This window comes from Mediterraneibacter glycyrrhizinilyticus, from assembly GCF_015560805.1.
Taxonomy (GTDB): Bacteria; Bacillota; Clostridia; order Lachnospirales; family Lachnospiraceae; genus Schaedlerella; species Schaedlerella glycyrrhizinilytica_A.
Map to the genome: position 1 here is coordinate 25,933 of NZ_JADMSO010000007.1, position 14,718 is coordinate 40,650.

The 14,718-nt window shown below is 44.6% G+C and carries 10 protein-coding genes; 9 read left to right on the forward strand and 1 reads right to left on the reverse strand.

Annotation, left to right across the window (positions count from 1 at the left end; genetic code table 11):
• The first annotated feature begins 17 nt into the window (after window positions 1–17).
• From I2H87_RS08380 to I2H87_RS08415, 8 genes are all read left to right on the forward strand, one after another.
• Entirely contained in the window at window positions 18–1,631 is a 1,614-nt protein-coding gene (locus I2H87_RS08380) for a CTP synthase (protein WP_009268635.1), read from the forward strand.
• A 54-nt stretch (window positions 1,632–1,685) separates the two neighbouring features.
• Window positions 1,686–3,104, forward strand: coding sequence for an amidophosphoribosyltransferase (purF, locus tag I2H87_RS08385; RefSeq protein WP_195609709.1), 1,419 nt, complete (start codon window positions 1,686–1,688; stop codon window positions 3,102–3,104).
• 23 nt (window positions 3,105–3,127) lie between these two features.
• The gene (gene carA, locus I2H87_RS08390) at window positions 3,128–4,228 is read left to right on the forward strand and encodes a glutamine-hydrolyzing carbamoyl-phosphate synthase small subunit (protein WP_117551515.1); all 1,101 of its coding nucleotides are present in this window, start codon (window positions 3,128–3,130) and stop codon (window positions 4,226–4,228) included.
• Window positions 4,212–7,394 (forward strand): carbamoyl-phosphate synthase large subunit, encoded by a 3,183-nt coding sequence (gene carB, locus I2H87_RS08395; protein WP_117551516.1) that lies wholly within the window; start codon window positions 4,212–4,214, stop codon window positions 7,392–7,394. The genes carA and carB overlap by 17 nt, the downstream gene beginning before the upstream one ends.
• A gap of 23 nt (window positions 7,395–7,417) precedes the next feature.
• Window positions 7,418–8,602: an LL-diaminopimelate aminotransferase gene (locus I2H87_RS08400; RefSeq protein ID WP_054703016.1), complete on the forward strand. Its 1,185-nt coding sequence runs from the start codon at window positions 7,418–7,420 to the stop codon at window positions 8,600–8,602.
• A 201-nt stretch (window positions 8,603–8,803) separates the two neighbouring features.
• Window positions 8,804–9,586, forward strand: coding sequence for a C39 family peptidase (locus I2H87_RS08405; RefSeq protein ID WP_243273904.1), 783 nt, complete (start codon window positions 8,804–8,806; stop codon window positions 9,584–9,586).
• Between the two features lie 191 nt (window positions 9,587–9,777).
• A complete protein-coding gene (locus I2H87_RS08410) occupies window positions 9,778–10,173 on the forward strand; it encodes a DUF6483 family protein (RefSeq protein ID WP_022152586.1) in 396 nt (131 codons plus the stop codon).
• Window positions 10,174–10,206: 33 nt separating this feature from the next.
• Entirely contained in the window at window positions 10,207–11,220 is a 1,014-nt protein-coding gene (locus tag I2H87_RS08415) for an L-serine ammonia-lyase, iron-sulfur-dependent, subunit alpha (protein WP_195609710.1), read from the forward strand.
• A gap of 133 nt (window positions 11,221–11,353) precedes the next feature.
• Here I2H87_RS08415 and I2H87_RS08420 read toward each other — a convergent pair whose 3' ends face one another.
• The gene (locus tag I2H87_RS08420; RefSeq protein ID WP_195609711.1) at window positions 11,354–12,916 is read right to left on the reverse strand and encodes a nitrite/sulfite reductase; all 1,563 of its coding nucleotides are present in this window, start codon (window positions 12,914–12,916) and stop codon (window positions 11,354–11,356) included.
• A gap of 203 nt (window positions 12,917–13,119) precedes the next feature.
• On the opposite strand from I2H87_RS08420, the gene I2H87_RS08425 reads away from it, so the two are divergent.
• Window positions 13,120–14,718: a xylulokinase gene (locus tag I2H87_RS08425; protein WP_009268621.1), complete on the forward strand. Its 1,599-nt coding sequence runs from the start codon at window positions 13,120–13,122 to the stop codon at window positions 14,716–14,718.

The window sequence follows — 14,718 nt, forward strand, 5'->3', positions numbered from 1 at the left end:
GTAGGAAGTGATAAAGAATGTCTAAATATATATTTGTAACAGGCGGCGTAGTGTCGGGGCTGGGAAAAGGGATTACGGCAGCATCACTCGGGCGCCTTTTAAAAGCAAGAGGATTGAAAGTAGCGGCTCAGAAGCTGGATCCTTATATCAATGTGGATCCGGGAACAATGAGCCCTTATCAGCATGGAGAAGTGTATGTAACAGAGGATGGAGCGGAAACAGATCTGGATCTGGGACATTATGAACGATTTATTGATGAAGACTTAAATAAATATTCCAATCTGACAACGGGAAAAGTTTATTGGAATGTATTAAATAAAGAGAGAAGGGGGGAATATCTCGGTTCGACGGTACAGGTAATCCCGCATATCACAAATGAGATCAAAGAATTTGTATATCGTGTCGGAAAACAGACAGATGCAGATGTGGTGATTACAGAGATCGGCGGAACGATCGGAGATATCGAGTCACAGCCATTTTTAGAAGCGGTACGTCAGATTTCTTTGGAAGTAGGAAAAGAAAACAGCTTGTTTATCCATGTGACACTTGTTCCATATTTGAGCGGATCCGAAGAACATAAGTCCAAGCCGACGCAGCATTCGGTAAAAGAATTAAGAGGGATGGGAATCAATCCGGATTTGATCGTATTGCGTGCAGATATGCCGTTGGAAGAATCTATTTTTCAGAAAATTGCATTATTTTGTAATGTGAAAGCCGATTGTGTGATTGAAAACAGAACATTAAATAATCTGTATGAAGCGCCATTGATGTTGGAAGAATCCGGATTTTCCGATGTGGTTTGCAGAGAACTTCATATAGATGCAGCGAAACCGGATCTCGAGGAATGGAAGCAGATGGTAGAACGGATCCATAACCGCGCGGAGGAAGTGCAGATCGGATTGGTGGGAAAGTATGTGAAGCTGCATGATGCTTACCTTTCCATTGCAGAAGCACTGCAGCACGCAGGTTATGAGAAAAATACATTTATCAAAATCCATTGGATCGATTCCGAGGAGATTACGAAACAGAATGTCGGACGGATATTGGGAGGACTTCATGGTGTGATTATCCCGGGAGGCTTTGGAAATCGTGGGATCGAGGGGATGATCGTGGCAGCGCAATATGCCCGTGAAAAGAAATTGCCTTATTTGGGAATTTGTCTGGGAATGCAGATCGCAGTAATCGAATTTGCAAGAAACGTGATCGGATATACAGATGCCGGATCCGGAGAATTTGAAGAACAGTGCCCGCATAAGGTGATCGATTTTATGCCGGGACAGAGCGAAGAAGTTGCAAAAGGCGGAACCTTGCGTCTGGGAAGCTATCCTTGTAGGATCACGGCAGGCACAATGATGGAGAAATGTTATGAAAAACAGATGATACAGGAGCGGCATCGGCATCGTTATGAATTTAATAATGAATATCGAGAAACATTAATACAGCATGGGTTGGTGATCAGTGGGACGTCTCCGGATGACCGCTTGGTTGAAGCGGTTGAGTTGGGGAATCATCCGTTTTTTGTAGGGGTACAGTTCCATCCGGAATTTAAGAGCCGTCCGAATCAGGCGCATCCGTTATTCAAAGGATTTGTTTCCGCTTCTTTGGAGCAGAAAAAAAGATTGACAGAATGATAAAACCGGATGAGGAAAATTGGAAAAATATAGAGCACAGGAGGAAGAAAGGCGATGGCAATCCATGAAGAATGTGGAGTGTTTGGCATGATAAACTCTAAGAGAGAAAATATTGCAAGCTATGTATATTACGGACTCTATGCGCTTCAGCACAGGGGGCAGGAAAGCTGTGGAATTGTTGTAAACGACGATGGTGTGTTTTCTTCTTATAAAGATCTGGGACTTGTAAGTGATGTTTTCTCTAAAGATACAATGTTGAATTTGTCAGAAGGAACGATGGCAATAGGACATGTTCGATATGGTACAACCGGTGGGACGACCCGAAATAACTGTCAGCCGATTGAAGTCAATCATCAGAAAGGAAAAATGGCGTTGGCACATAACGGTAATTTGAGTAATGCCTTGGAATTACGGGATAAACTTGAATTGTCAGGAGCTATTTTTCATACAAGCAGTGATACGGAGACGATTGCCTATGTCATTACAAGAGAAAGACTGATGACTCCAAGTATTGAAGAAGCGGTCAGTAATACAATGAATTTGTTAGAGGGAGCGTATTCTCTGATTTTAATGTCTTCTACAAAAATGATCGCAGCTAGAGATCCTTATGGATTCCGCCCGCTTTGTTATGGAAAACGGAAGGACGGAAGTTATGTAGTGGCATCCGAGAGCTGTGCATTGTCTGTGGTTGGCGCGGAGTTTATACGGGATATTTTGCCGGGAGAAATTCTGGTGTTTAGTGATAATGGGATTGAGTCGAGAAGAGAACATTGTGAGAGGCAAAAAAAGCGAACCTGCATTTTTGAATATATTTATTTTGCGAGACCGGATTCCGTGATCGATGAGATTTCTGTACATGAAGCAAGGATGAAAGCGGGAGCATTATTGGCGGAAAGTTATCCGGTGGATGCGGATATTGTGATCGGAGTACCGGACAGTGGATTGGATGCAGCATTAGGATATGCATACGCGGCAAAGATTCCATATGGAATCGGATTGATTAAGAATAAATATATTGGACGGACGTTTATTTCACCGGAGCAAGAAGATCGGCTGGACAAAGTAAGGATCAAGTTGAGTCCGGTAAAAAGTGTCATTGATGGAAAAAGAGTGATATTGATCGATGATTCGATCGTACGAGGAACGACAAGTAAACAGATTGTGAAATTGCTGCGTGACGCAGGCGCGAAAGAAATTCATATGAGGATTTCTTCGCCGCCGTTTTTGCATCCATGTTATTACGGAACAGATATAGATTCCGAAGAAAATCTGATTGCCTGTCATTATACCGAAAAGAAAATTTCGGAGATCATAGGTGCAGATTCTTTGGGGTATTTGCCAATAGAAAAACTTGGACAATTGATTGACAGTGAAAATTATTGCTCAGCATGTTTTGATGGGGCGTATCCGACGAAAGTTCCGACAGATCTTCGGAAAGACCGTTTTGAGAGAAAAATATCGGAACGGTTTTAAGAAAAAAGAAAGCGTGGAAAAGAATGAAAAAATTTGACAGAAAACTGATCCTGGAAGATGGGAGCGAGTATTACGGATATGGTTTTGGCGCTGAAATTGAAAGCATCACAGAAATTGTATTCAATACAGCGCCTGTCGGCTATCAGGAAATTATTTCAGATCCTTCGTATACGTATCAGACGGTTGTAATGGCTTATCCGCTGATCGGAAATTATGGGATTGCAGAAGATGATTTTGAGACGGAAGTGCCGACAATCGGTGGAATCGTGGTGAGAGATTATAATGATCAGCCATCGAATTTCCGAAGTAAATATACGTTAGCAGAGAGTTTGAGAAAATATGGGATTCCGGGGATTTCCGGAATCGATACAAGAAAATTGGTTCGCTCAATCCGAAATCTGGGTAGCAGAAAAGTATTGATTACTGATGTGGAAACTTCTTTGGAAGAAGGACTGGATAAATTGGCAAATTATGATATTCCGGAAAATGCGGTTGCTCTTGTCAGCAGAAAGAAGAAGCAGGAATATCGGGTTTTAGATGCAAAATATCAGGTCGCGGCAATCGACTGCGGCATGAAACAAAATATTATCCGGTGTTTGAACCGGCTGGGATGTAATGTGACGGTCTTCCCGTGGAATACGTCGCTGGAGGCGATTGAACGACTGGAACCGGATGGTATCTTTTTTTCGAATGGTCCGGGAAATCCGACAGATGTTCCATCGGTGATCGAGCTGGTCAAACAGTTACGTGGAAAATATCCGATTTTCGGGATCTGTCTTGGACATCAGATTATTGCATTGGCATATGGGGCAAAGACTTATAAATTAAAGTTTGGACACAGAGGAGGAAACCATCCGGTGAAAAATCTGCGTACCGGAAAGGTTGAGATCACCTCGCAAAACCATTCTTATGCCGTGGATAAAGATAGTATTCTGGATACACGTCTTGAAATTACGCACTTGAATTTGCTAGATCAGACTGTGGAAGGCGTTGCCTGCGAAGAAGAGAAAGTGTTTTGCGTGCAGTACCATCCGGAAAGTGCGCCGGGACCACAGGACAGCAGCTATTTATTTGAACAATTTATAGAACAGATGGAGGGAACGAGAAATGGCAAAAAGGACTGATTTGAAAAAAATACTTGTCATTGGTTCCGGTCCGATTGTGATTGGGCAGGCAGCAGAGTTTGATTATGCAGGAACTCAGGCATGTTTGGCATTAAAAGAAGAAGGGTACGAGGTCGTATTGTGCAATTCCAATCCGGCAACGATTATGACAGATACAACGATTGCAGATAAAATTTATATGGAACCATTGACATTGGAATATATTGCAAAGATTGTCAGGTACGAACGTCCGGATGCAATCGTACCGGGGATCGGAGGACAAACAGGATTGAATCTGGCAATGCAGCTTGAAAAAAAAGGAATATTAAAAGAATGTCAGACAGAACTGTTGGGAACGAGCAGAAGAAGTATCGAACGAGCGGAAGACCGGGAATTGTTCAAAGAGTTATGTGAAGAATTAGGAGAACCGGTCTTACCGTCAGCGATTGCGAACACAGTAGAGGATGCGGTGAAAGAGGCGGGGAAAATCGGGTATCCGGTCGTTTTGCGTCCGGCATTTACGCTGGGAGGAACAGGCGGCGGATTTGCGGATAATGAAAAAGAATTGTTAGAGCTGATCAAAAATGCGCTGCAATTATCTCCGGTTCATCAGGTGTTGATAGAGAAAAGCATTAAAGGTTTCAAAGAAATCGAGTATGAGGTTATCCGTGATGCAAACGATACAGCTATCACGGTATGTAATATGGAAAATCTCGATCCGGTCGGAATCCATACCGGAGACTCAATTGTCGTATGTCCGTCTCAGACATTGACGAATAAAGAATATCAGATGCTCCGTGACAGTGCGTTGAAGATCATCAGGGCACTGGAAGTGGAGGGTGGGTGCAACGTACAGTTTGCATTGGATCCGGATTCTTTTCAATATTACCTGATTGAAGTAAATCCACGAGTATCGCGTTCTTCTGCCCTGGCATCAAAGGCAAGCGGATATCCCATTGCAAGAGTATCTGCCAAGATCAGCATTGGAATGACTTTGGATGAGATACAATTAGTAAATACACCGGCAGCTTTTGAACCGGCATTGGATTACGTTGTGACAAAAATGCCGAGATTTCCTTTTGATAAATTTACAGATGCGAATCAGAAATTGGGAACACAGATGAAGGCGACCGGAGAGGTGATGGGCGTAGGAAGGACGTTTGAAGAAAGTTTGTTAAAAGCGGTGCGGTCTTTGGAGACGGGAGTAAATTATCTCTATATGCCGAAGTTTGACAAGATGGCAATCGAAGAATTGTCGGAATATATCAAGTGGGGGACAGACGACCGGATTTTTGCGATTGCTCAACTTCTCAGAATGGGAGCGACAGTCTGTCAGATTTCGAAAGCAACCCGGATCGATCGTTTCTTTTTAGAAAAAATAAAAAACATCGTGGAAGAAGAAAAAAAGCTGCGTATGCATCCCGGAGAGCCACAGTATTTGTATGGGGCGAAAAAAATGGGATTCTCGGATCAGGCGATAGCATGGTGTTGGGAACAAAAAGAACAGGATGTTTATAATCTGCGTAAAGCAAATGGAATCTTTCCGGTATATAAAATGATTGATACTTGTGCATCTGAATTTGAAAGTTATGTTCCGTATTTTTATTCTGTATATGAAGAAGAAAATGAGTCGATCATAGAGAATCGAAAAAAGATTATTGTGCTGGGATCGGGACCAATCCGTATCGGACAGGGCGTAGAATTTGATTATTCTACGGTTCACGCAGTTCAGACGATTAAGGATGCAGGATTTGAGGCAATCATTATCAATAATAATCCGGAGACTGTCTCCACGGATTATACAACATCGGATAAATTATATTTTGAACCGCTTTGTACAGAAGATGTTATGAATGTGATCGAGATGGAAAAACCGGACGGCGTGATCGCATCGTTAGGTGGTCAGACTGCGGTAAATCTGGCGGAACCGCTGGCGCAAAGAGGCGTTCGGTTGATTGGAACAGGATGTGCGGCGATTGAAAAAGCAGAAAACAGAGATGCTTTTGAAAAACTATTATCTGAGCTATCGATTCCACAGCCGAAAGGACAGGCAGTGACGGATATTGAAGAAGGAATCGAAGCAGCGGGGCAGATTGGATATCCGGTATTGGTACGACCGAGTTTTGTGCTTGGCGGACGGGCGATGCAGATTGTGGCAAAGGAAAAAGATTTGCGTCATTATTTAAAAACAGCAGTAGAAATTGATGAAGAAAAACCGGTATTGGTTGACAAATATATTTGTGGGAAAGAAATTGAAATTGATGCAATCTGTGATGGAACAGATGTGTTTGTTCCGGGAATTATGGAATTGGTAGAACGGACCGGAATCCATTCAGGAGATTCGATCAGCGTATATCCGACATTTAGCATTTCAGACAAAGTGAAACAAACGATTTTAGATTATGCGAAAAGGTTAGGTCTTGGAATCGGAATCGTTGGTTTGTTTAATATTCAGTTTATCGTTGACAAAGAAGAAAATGTCTATATTATAGAAGTAAATCCAAGATCTTCACGAACCGTTCCGTTTCTATCGAAAGCAACCGGATATTCTCTTGCAGATATTGCAACCAGGGTGATGCTCGGAAAGAGCTTGAAAGAACAAGGCATCGACCAGATCTATCCGGAAGAAAAGAAACGATGGTACGTAAAAGTACCGGTATTTTCATTTGCAAAATTAAATGGAATGGATGCTTACCTTTCTCCGGAAATGAAGTCGACCGGAGAGGCGATTGGATATGATAAGAAGCTTCATCGGGCAATGTATAAAGCAATGATCGCATCAGGAATCCGTGTGCAAAACTATGGTACGGTGATCGTAACTCTGGCAGATGAAGATAAAAAAGAAGCACTTCCTTTTATCCGACGGTTTTATAACATGGGATTTAATATAGAAGCAACCTCTCTCACAGCAGATTATTTAAAAAAACATGGAATCCGAACAAGAGTGCTCGGAAAACCGTCGGAGGGAAGTACAGAGATATTGGATGCTATTCGGGCAGGATATGTAAGTTATGTGATCAATACACGGGCAATCTTGTCGGGAGTACATTATGAAGATGGAGTTGCGATCCGAAGTGCTGCTACACAAAATAATATTACAATGCTGACTTCGCTTGACACAGTAAAAGTTCTTCTGGATGTATTGGAAGAAGTGACGATCGGTGTCACTACGATTGATGCGGAGTAATAAATTATATGGAGGAAAATGAAATGTTGAAACCCAATATGTATTATGATCAATTAAAAGAGTCGTATCTTTTTTATAATATTGCACAAAAGACAAAAAAATATTTAGAACTTCATCCGGAACAAACGCTTTTAAGGATGGGAATCGGAGATGTATCACTTCCATTATGTGACGCGGTGATCCGGGCGCTTCATGAGGCAGTAAACGAACAGGCGGAAAAAGAGAGCTTTCATGGCTATATGCCGGAATGTGGGGCATTGTTTTTGCGAGAGGCAATAACGGAATACTATAAGAGAAACGGGATTCGACTGTCTGCGGATGAAGTGTTTGTATCAAGCGGAGCAAGTGATGAACTCGGGGATCTTTTAGATTTGTTTGACCGGAAAAATTCTGCGCTTGTGATAGAACCGGCATATCCGGCTTATGTGGATGCCAATACGATGGCAGGCAGGGAAATCATTCATTTGACTTCCGGAAAAGAAAACGGATTTTTACCGGATCCGGGAGAAGATGACAAGGCAGATATCCTTTATATTTGTTCGCCGAATAATCCGACAGGAGCTGTTTTTTCTTATGAGCAGCTGCAAAAATGGGTTGATTTTGCCAATGAAAATGGATCGGTGATCCTTTTTGATGCAGCGTACGAAGCTTTTATTGAGGAAGATCTTCCTCATAGTATTTTTGAATTAGAAGGTGCAAAAACGTGCGCCATCGAAATTTGTTCTTTATCCAAAACAGCCGGATTTACAGGAACAAGGCTTGGGTACACGGTGATTCCAAAAGAACTTCAGCGTAATGGAATGAACTTAAATGAAATGTGGGTGCGGAATCGTACAACGAAGACAAACGGCGTGTCTTATATTATTCAAAAAGGCGGGGCAGCAGTATTTACAGAGGAAGGACAAAAGCAGATCCATTCCAATATCCGGATATATAAAAAGAATGCGCATGTGTTGATGGAAGTGTTGGATAAGCTGGGAATTTGGTATACCGGAGGAAAAAATGCTCCATATATATGGATGAAATGTCCGGAGGGAATGGGAAGCTGGGAATTTTTTGACTATTTATTGAATGAAATCCAGGTTGTAGGTACGCCGGGAGCCGGATTTGGCGAATGTGGAGAAGGGTATTTCCGTTTTTCGACGTTTGGATCACCCGAAGATACGAAAGAAGCGGCAAAGAGACTGTTAGCCTTGTTTTCTCGCTGAGAAAATAAGGAAGTCTTAAGATTTTCTTTAAAGAAAAACGAGCAGTTTCTTTGTATACTTCTTCTTGAAATTCATGATGTAAGATCGGATGAGAGCAAGAGGAATACAAAAATGCAAAGAAATCTGTACGAGGAAAGAAGAAAAAGGGAACGGCAAAAGGCGCGGCAAAGAGCATGCAGGATCAGGAAGAGAAAAAAGCGGATGAAATTGATATTTTTATCAACAGTCGCGTTTGCGATTGTTTTATGTGCCATATGTGCTCTTTGGGCGATAAGAGAGACGAGGGGAGAGGGAGCAGGTTCCGGGGCATTTATACAAAATCAGATCCGCAAATTTCAGGCAGAAAAAATGCTTCGGGAAATGGATGTATCCGATGAATATACAGAGGAATTAAAAAATCTTCTGAAGAAGAACCCGGAAACGATCGGATTTGTAAAGCATTACAATGAAAAAAAGGACGATCCTCCGGCGGACTCTGTGGGAACTTTGGAAAACGGGAAAATTCCTCTGCTTCTGCAATGGGATGAACGGTGGGGATACGGCATTTATGTTGACAATATGATCGCAGTAAACGGTTGTGGACCGACAGCGGTTGCGATGGTGGCTTCCGGTCTGACAGGGGACGATTCGATCACCCCATATCGGGTGGCACAGTCTGCAGCTGAACAGGGATATTATGAAGATGGAGTCGGGACAAGCTGGCAGTTTATGACAGAGGGCGTACAGCAATATGGTATCTATGGAGAAGAAATGGCTTTAAGTGAAAATACGGTCTTTACTGCGCTTGAAAATGGACAGCCTATCATATGCAGTATGGGGGCAGGAGATTTTACGACGACAGGACATTTCATTGTATTGACGGGAGTGGAAGACGGAAAAATCATAGTGAATGATCCGAACAGTAAGGAGAAAAGTGAAAAACGTTGGGAATATGAGAGGTTAGAATCCCAGATTCAGAACTTATGGGTATATGATTTATTTTAGTGAGGTACGCTGATATACTTCTTTTGCGAATCAGGGTGGACAATCCACAATCGCAGCTGTTATAATACAGGAAATAGAGATAATATAGGCGGAAAGAGATCCAAGCGTAAGCGGAATACTTCGGAATTTGATGAGATGAGCAGTCGGATTTCGAAGTATTCTTTCATTTTTAATTCATGAGGGAGGTTCTTATGATATACTCGGATGAGAAAGATTATGTGATGCGTATGATAAAAGAAATGGCAAGAGTGATATTTTCCTTGGCATTCGATAAAACTTATGTTTCCGTGGAAATGGAAAAGGCGAATAAATACAGAGTGTCAGGAAAAGCGCTGAATGATCTGTGGGAAATGATCGATGCCGGGCAGATCAATGAGGCGGAAAATCTGCTTTTGGAAAAGATCGATTATGCGGACAAGGAAGAGGTGATGGGGGCTGCGCTGTTTTATCTGTATTTAAGCGAGAAAGAGGATTCATTTTTGGAAGCACATCAATATTCAAAAGAGGAGGTGCTCTTTGGCTTCAAACAGTTGTTTGAAAGATCAGGATATCAGGAAATCCTTTCTCTGATCGAGAGCGGAATATAATAAGGATACACAAAAGAGGAAAGGAAATGGAGAATGAACAGGGAACTTTATAATACATATGTTCATATTTTAGAGGAGGAATTGATCCCGGCGATGGGATGCACCGAACCGATCGCGATCGCTTATGCGGCGTCCATTGCGAGAGCAGCATTGGGGATGCTCCCGGAACATGTGGAGATCCATGTCAGTGGAAATATCATTAAAAATGTGAAAAGTGTGATCGTTCCGCATACCGGCGGACTGCATGGAATCGAAGCGGCGGTGGCGGCAGGGCTGGTTGCGGGAGATCAACAGCGGGAACTGGAAGTGATCGCGGACGTAACGGAAGAACAAATCAAACAGATCAAGGCTTATCTGGAACAGACGGAGATTACGGTGGCGCAGGCGGAAACGGAACGTGTTTTTGAGATCGATCTGCGCGCAGAAAAAGACGGACGGCGTGTACAGGTGAAAATCGTGGATGGTCATACGAATGTAGTTCTCGTCAGACGGAATGAAGAAATTCTGTATGAGAGCAGTATGCTCTCGGAAGCTCCGGATGAAGCGGTGCACAAGACGGATCATAGTTTGTTGGAGGTAGAGAAGATCGTTCTATTTGCTGAGGAAGTGGAACTGGAAGATGTGACGGAAGTACTGGAACGGCAGATCACATATAATACAGCAATTGCGGAAGAGGGACTGCGTGGGAAATATGGGGCAAACATAGGAAATGTTTTGTTGACAGCATATGGCAATTCGGTCGGAAACCGGGCGAAAGCATGGGCGGCAGCAGGTTCGGACGCGAGGATGAGCGGATGTGAACTTCCGGTCGTGATCAATTCCGGAATGGTCTGCGACGGTGCGAAAGCGAGCTGCGCGGCTAAGATCGCATCGGCGGTCGGAGCGGGACTGCTTGGGATGGAGATGTACCGACAGGGAAGCCAGTTTGTAGGCGGAGACGGAATCGTGACAAAGGGCGTGGAGAAAACGATCATGAATGTGGGAGATCTGGCGAGAGAGGGAATGGCACAGACAGACAAGGAAATCATTCAGATCATGCTCCGTTAAATAGGATGCCGGAGAGAACAACGGAGAAAAGCAGAAGAAGCGTAACCGAGCGGGAAATAAAAAAGTTTCCCACCCGGTTACGCCATATTTTTACAATAAAAGATATAAAAATAAACACTAAGAAATAAAATAATTACTCGGCTTTGTCTGCATATTCATTCGCCAAGGCGATAAATTTTTCCGGATGCGTCGGGTACCACTCGGCAAATGTGCTTCCGTCAGCAGAGATTTTCCGACCGAGGGCGGCAAGAAATTCTGGTATCACAGTTTCCAAGATGACCGCGGCATCGGTGCCGAGTCGAAGTTCGGAAGCATTGGCGCATCCGTTGACGAATAATTTAAAAGCGGACTCCATTTTGCCGTTTACTTTTTTGGAGTGTCCGGCAAAACCGATCGCACCGGCTTGATGTGTTCCGCAGCTGGATGGGCATCCGGAGATATGCATTTGCGGAAGTACGCCGTCTGCAAACTGTTCTTTTCTCAATCTCTCCACACAGGCAGTCAAAAGCTGATAAGAATTCCGCAGCCCATGCTGGCAGATCGGAGAAGCGATGCAGCAGACACTTGTCTCAAACAGATTCTGCGCTCCGTCGGAGGTTACATTTAAAACAGCGGGAACTTCATCGGCAGTCAGGTTAATGATATAAATGGTTCCGTCCGGTGAAAGGCGAAGCTCCACTGCCTCCAGGTTCTGGATCGCTTGGAAGAGTTCTGCCGGTTTTTCCGCAGTCAGTCTTCCTCCGACCGGGTGATAGGAAACGGTGTAAAGTCCGTCCTGTTTCTGGGCTTTCACGCGGCGGTTTAAAGCGAGGTCTTCGGAAAGGCTGCCGCATCCGGATTTGGTGATGGTCGCGATCGGTTCGATCGGCCACGGTGTTTCTTCTTTCCGTGCTTCTTCGAGAAATGCAAGGAAGTGACTGCGCAGAGCTTCTTCTCCTAACGTATCCTGCAAGTAGCGTGTGCGGGCTTTTGCACGGGAATCATAATTGCCGTATGTGGTGAACAGGCGGATCATTGCGCTGACATAAAGGGAGACTTCATCCGGGCAGACACCGTCAGCGATATGAACGCCGAGTTTTGGATTCGGTCCGAGACCGCCGGCACAGTATATAGAAAATGTACCGTTTTCTCTTGCGACAAATCCAAGATCGCGGAACGTTGCATGTACCTCATTTTCCGGTGAGTTGGAAAATCCGACTTTTAATTTTCGTGGCATATGAAGAGACGGCATACGGTCGATCAGATATTCGCCTGCGGCTTTCGCATAAGGATACACGTCAAAAAACTCGCTCGGTTCGATACCGCTGAGTGGGGAAACCATGACGTTTCGCGGATTATCACCGCCTCCGCCTTTTGTGAAGATCCCGAAATCCAGTGCATCACGGATCAATGTGATGACAGAATCGGCGGATAAATTGTGAAGCTGGATCGTCTGGCATGTGGTCAGCTTCAGCAGATCGATCTGATGTTCCTTTATTTTATCAACAATAAATTTCAGGGTATCTTTGGAAACCCGACCGCCCGGGAGGCGCAGACGCAGCATGTAGCCGCCCTCTTTCTGTGCATAGCTTCCGAAACCGCCGGTGATGCCTTTGAGCGTATTGCGGTCGATCTCTCCGGCTTCAAATGCACGGATATTTTTTTCAAATACCGGAAGTTCCAGACGGAACTTGTCAATAGATTCTTGGTTGATCATTCTTATCATCCTTTCGTTTCGATGTATTTTGTAGGACACTGTATACAAAGACAGTATATGGAATCAATCGGGAAAAAGCAAGGCGTCAAAAAAGATTTTCTGCTTCCTAAACTAAGGATTTTGCGGTATACTTTAAGACAAGTGCAAATAACCCGAACGGGATTCCGTCGGGCAGATAAAAAGGGGCGAAAGGAGATCCATATATGGACAAGGAGAAGACAATAACAGCGATCAAAAATGGACAATGCATACTGGGGATCGAGTTCGGATCGACCCGGATCAAAGCAGTTCTTATAGGCGAGGAGAACGTGCCGGTTGCATCCGGAAGCCATGACTGGGAAAACCGTCTTGTAAACCAGATCTGGACATATACGATGGAGGATATCTGGAGCGGACTTCAGGCATGTTATGCAGATCTGAAACAGAATGTGAGAGAATTATACGGAGAGACATTGACGACGTTGGGGGCGATCGGTTTCAGCGGAATGATGCACGGTTATCTTCCGTTTGACGGAGAGGGCAGGCAGCTTGCGGAATTCCGTACATGGAGAAATACGATCACCGGACCGGCATCCGAAAAGCTTTCCGAGTTGTTCCGGTTCAATATTCCGCAGCGTTGGAGCGTTGCGCATTTGTATCAGGCGATCTTAAATGGCGAAGAGCATGTGGGAGAGATCCGTTTCCTTACGACGCTGGCAGGTTATATCCATTGGAAGATGACCGGGAAAAAAGTCATGGGAATCGGGGAAGCGGCAGGAATGTTCCCAATCGATTCTTCGGTACATACATGGGACGCACGGATGCTGGAACAGTTTGATGCGTTGACAGCGGAGAAAGGCTTTTCGTGGAAGCTAAAAGAGATCCTCCCGGAAGTGCTCGTGGCAGGAGAGGATGCCGGTGCTTTGACAGAAGAGGGAGCAGCTCTTCTGGATCCGGACGGAGATCTGTGCGCGGGAATCCCGATGTGCCCTCCGGAGGGAGACGCGGGAACCGGAATGGCAGCGACCAACAGTGTGGCGGTGCGCACGGGAAATGTATCTGCCGGAACGAGCGTATTTGCAATGGCGGTACTGGAACAGCCGTTGTCAAAGCCTTATGCGCAGATCGATATGGTGACAACGCCGGCGGGCGATCCGGTGGCGATGGTTCACTGTAATAACTGTACGTCGGATTTGAATGCGTGGGTAGGATTGTTTAAAGAATGTCTGGAAGCATTCGGCGCGAAAGTGGATATGGATACGTTATACGGAACACTGTACAATAAAGCGCTGGAGGGCGATAAAGACTGTGGAGGACTTCTCGCATATAACTATTTTTCGGGAGAGCATATTACGGGATTTGAAGAGGGAAGACCGCTGTTTGTGAGAACGCCGGACAGTAAGTTTGATCTTGCAAACTTCATGCGTGTGCATCTTAGTACATCGCTGGGCGCATTGAAGACCGGTATGGATATCCTGACGAAACAGGAACATGTGGAACTGGATAAGATGCTTGGTCACGGTGGTCTGTTCAAGACAAAAGGCGTGGGACAGAAGATTCTGGCAGGGGCGATCGATACGCCGGTTTATGTGATGGAGACCGCAGGAGAGGGCGGCGCGTGGGGAATTGCATTACTTGCGTCCTATATGAAGAATAAAAAAGCAGAGGAATCCCTGACGGATTATCTTGCAGCGCATGTGTTTGGCGGAGAAGAGGGAGCGCGTATGGAGCCGGATCCGGCAGATGCGGCAGGATTTGAGAAATTCATGCAGCTGTATAAAGCCGGTCTTGCGATAGAACGTGCCGCCGTGGATATGATGTAA

Excerpts from the sequence above, each read along its gene's own strand:
- I2H87_RS08380 (WP_009268635.1), top strand. The coding sequence starts at position 18 with ATGTCTAAATATATATTTGTAACAGGCGGCGTAGTGTCGGGGCTGGGA.
- purF (WP_195609709.1), top strand. The coding sequence starts at position 1,686 with ATGGCAATCCATGAAGAATGTGGAGTGTTTGGCATGATAAACTCTAAG.
- carA (WP_117551515.1), top strand. The coding sequence starts at position 3,128 with ATGAAAAAATTTGACAGAAAACTGATCCTGGAAGATGGGAGCGAGTAT.
- carB (WP_117551516.1), top strand. The coding sequence starts at position 4,212 with ATGGCAAAAAGGACTGATTTGAAAAAAATACTTGTCATTGGTTCCGGT.
- I2H87_RS08400 (WP_054703016.1), top strand. The coding sequence starts at position 7,418 with ATGTTGAAACCCAATATGTATTATGATCAATTAAAAGAGTCGTATCTT.
- I2H87_RS08405 (WP_243273904.1), top strand. The coding sequence starts at position 8,804 with ATGAAATTGATATTTTTATCAACAGTCGCGTTTGCGATTGTTTTATGT.
- I2H87_RS08410 (WP_022152586.1), top strand. The coding sequence starts at position 9,778 with ATGATATACTCGGATGAGAAAGATTATGTGATGCGTATGATAAAAGAA.
- I2H87_RS08415 (WP_195609710.1), top strand. The coding sequence starts at position 10,207 with ATGAACAGGGAACTTTATAATACATATGTTCATATTTTAGAGGAGGAA.
- I2H87_RS08420 (WP_195609711.1), bottom strand. The coding sequence starts at position 12,916 with ATGATCAACCAAGAATCTATTGACAAGTTCCGTCTGGAACTTCCGGTA.
- I2H87_RS08425 (WP_009268621.1), top strand. The coding sequence starts at position 13,120 with ATGGACAAGGAGAAGACAATAACAGCGATCAAAAATGGACAATGCATA.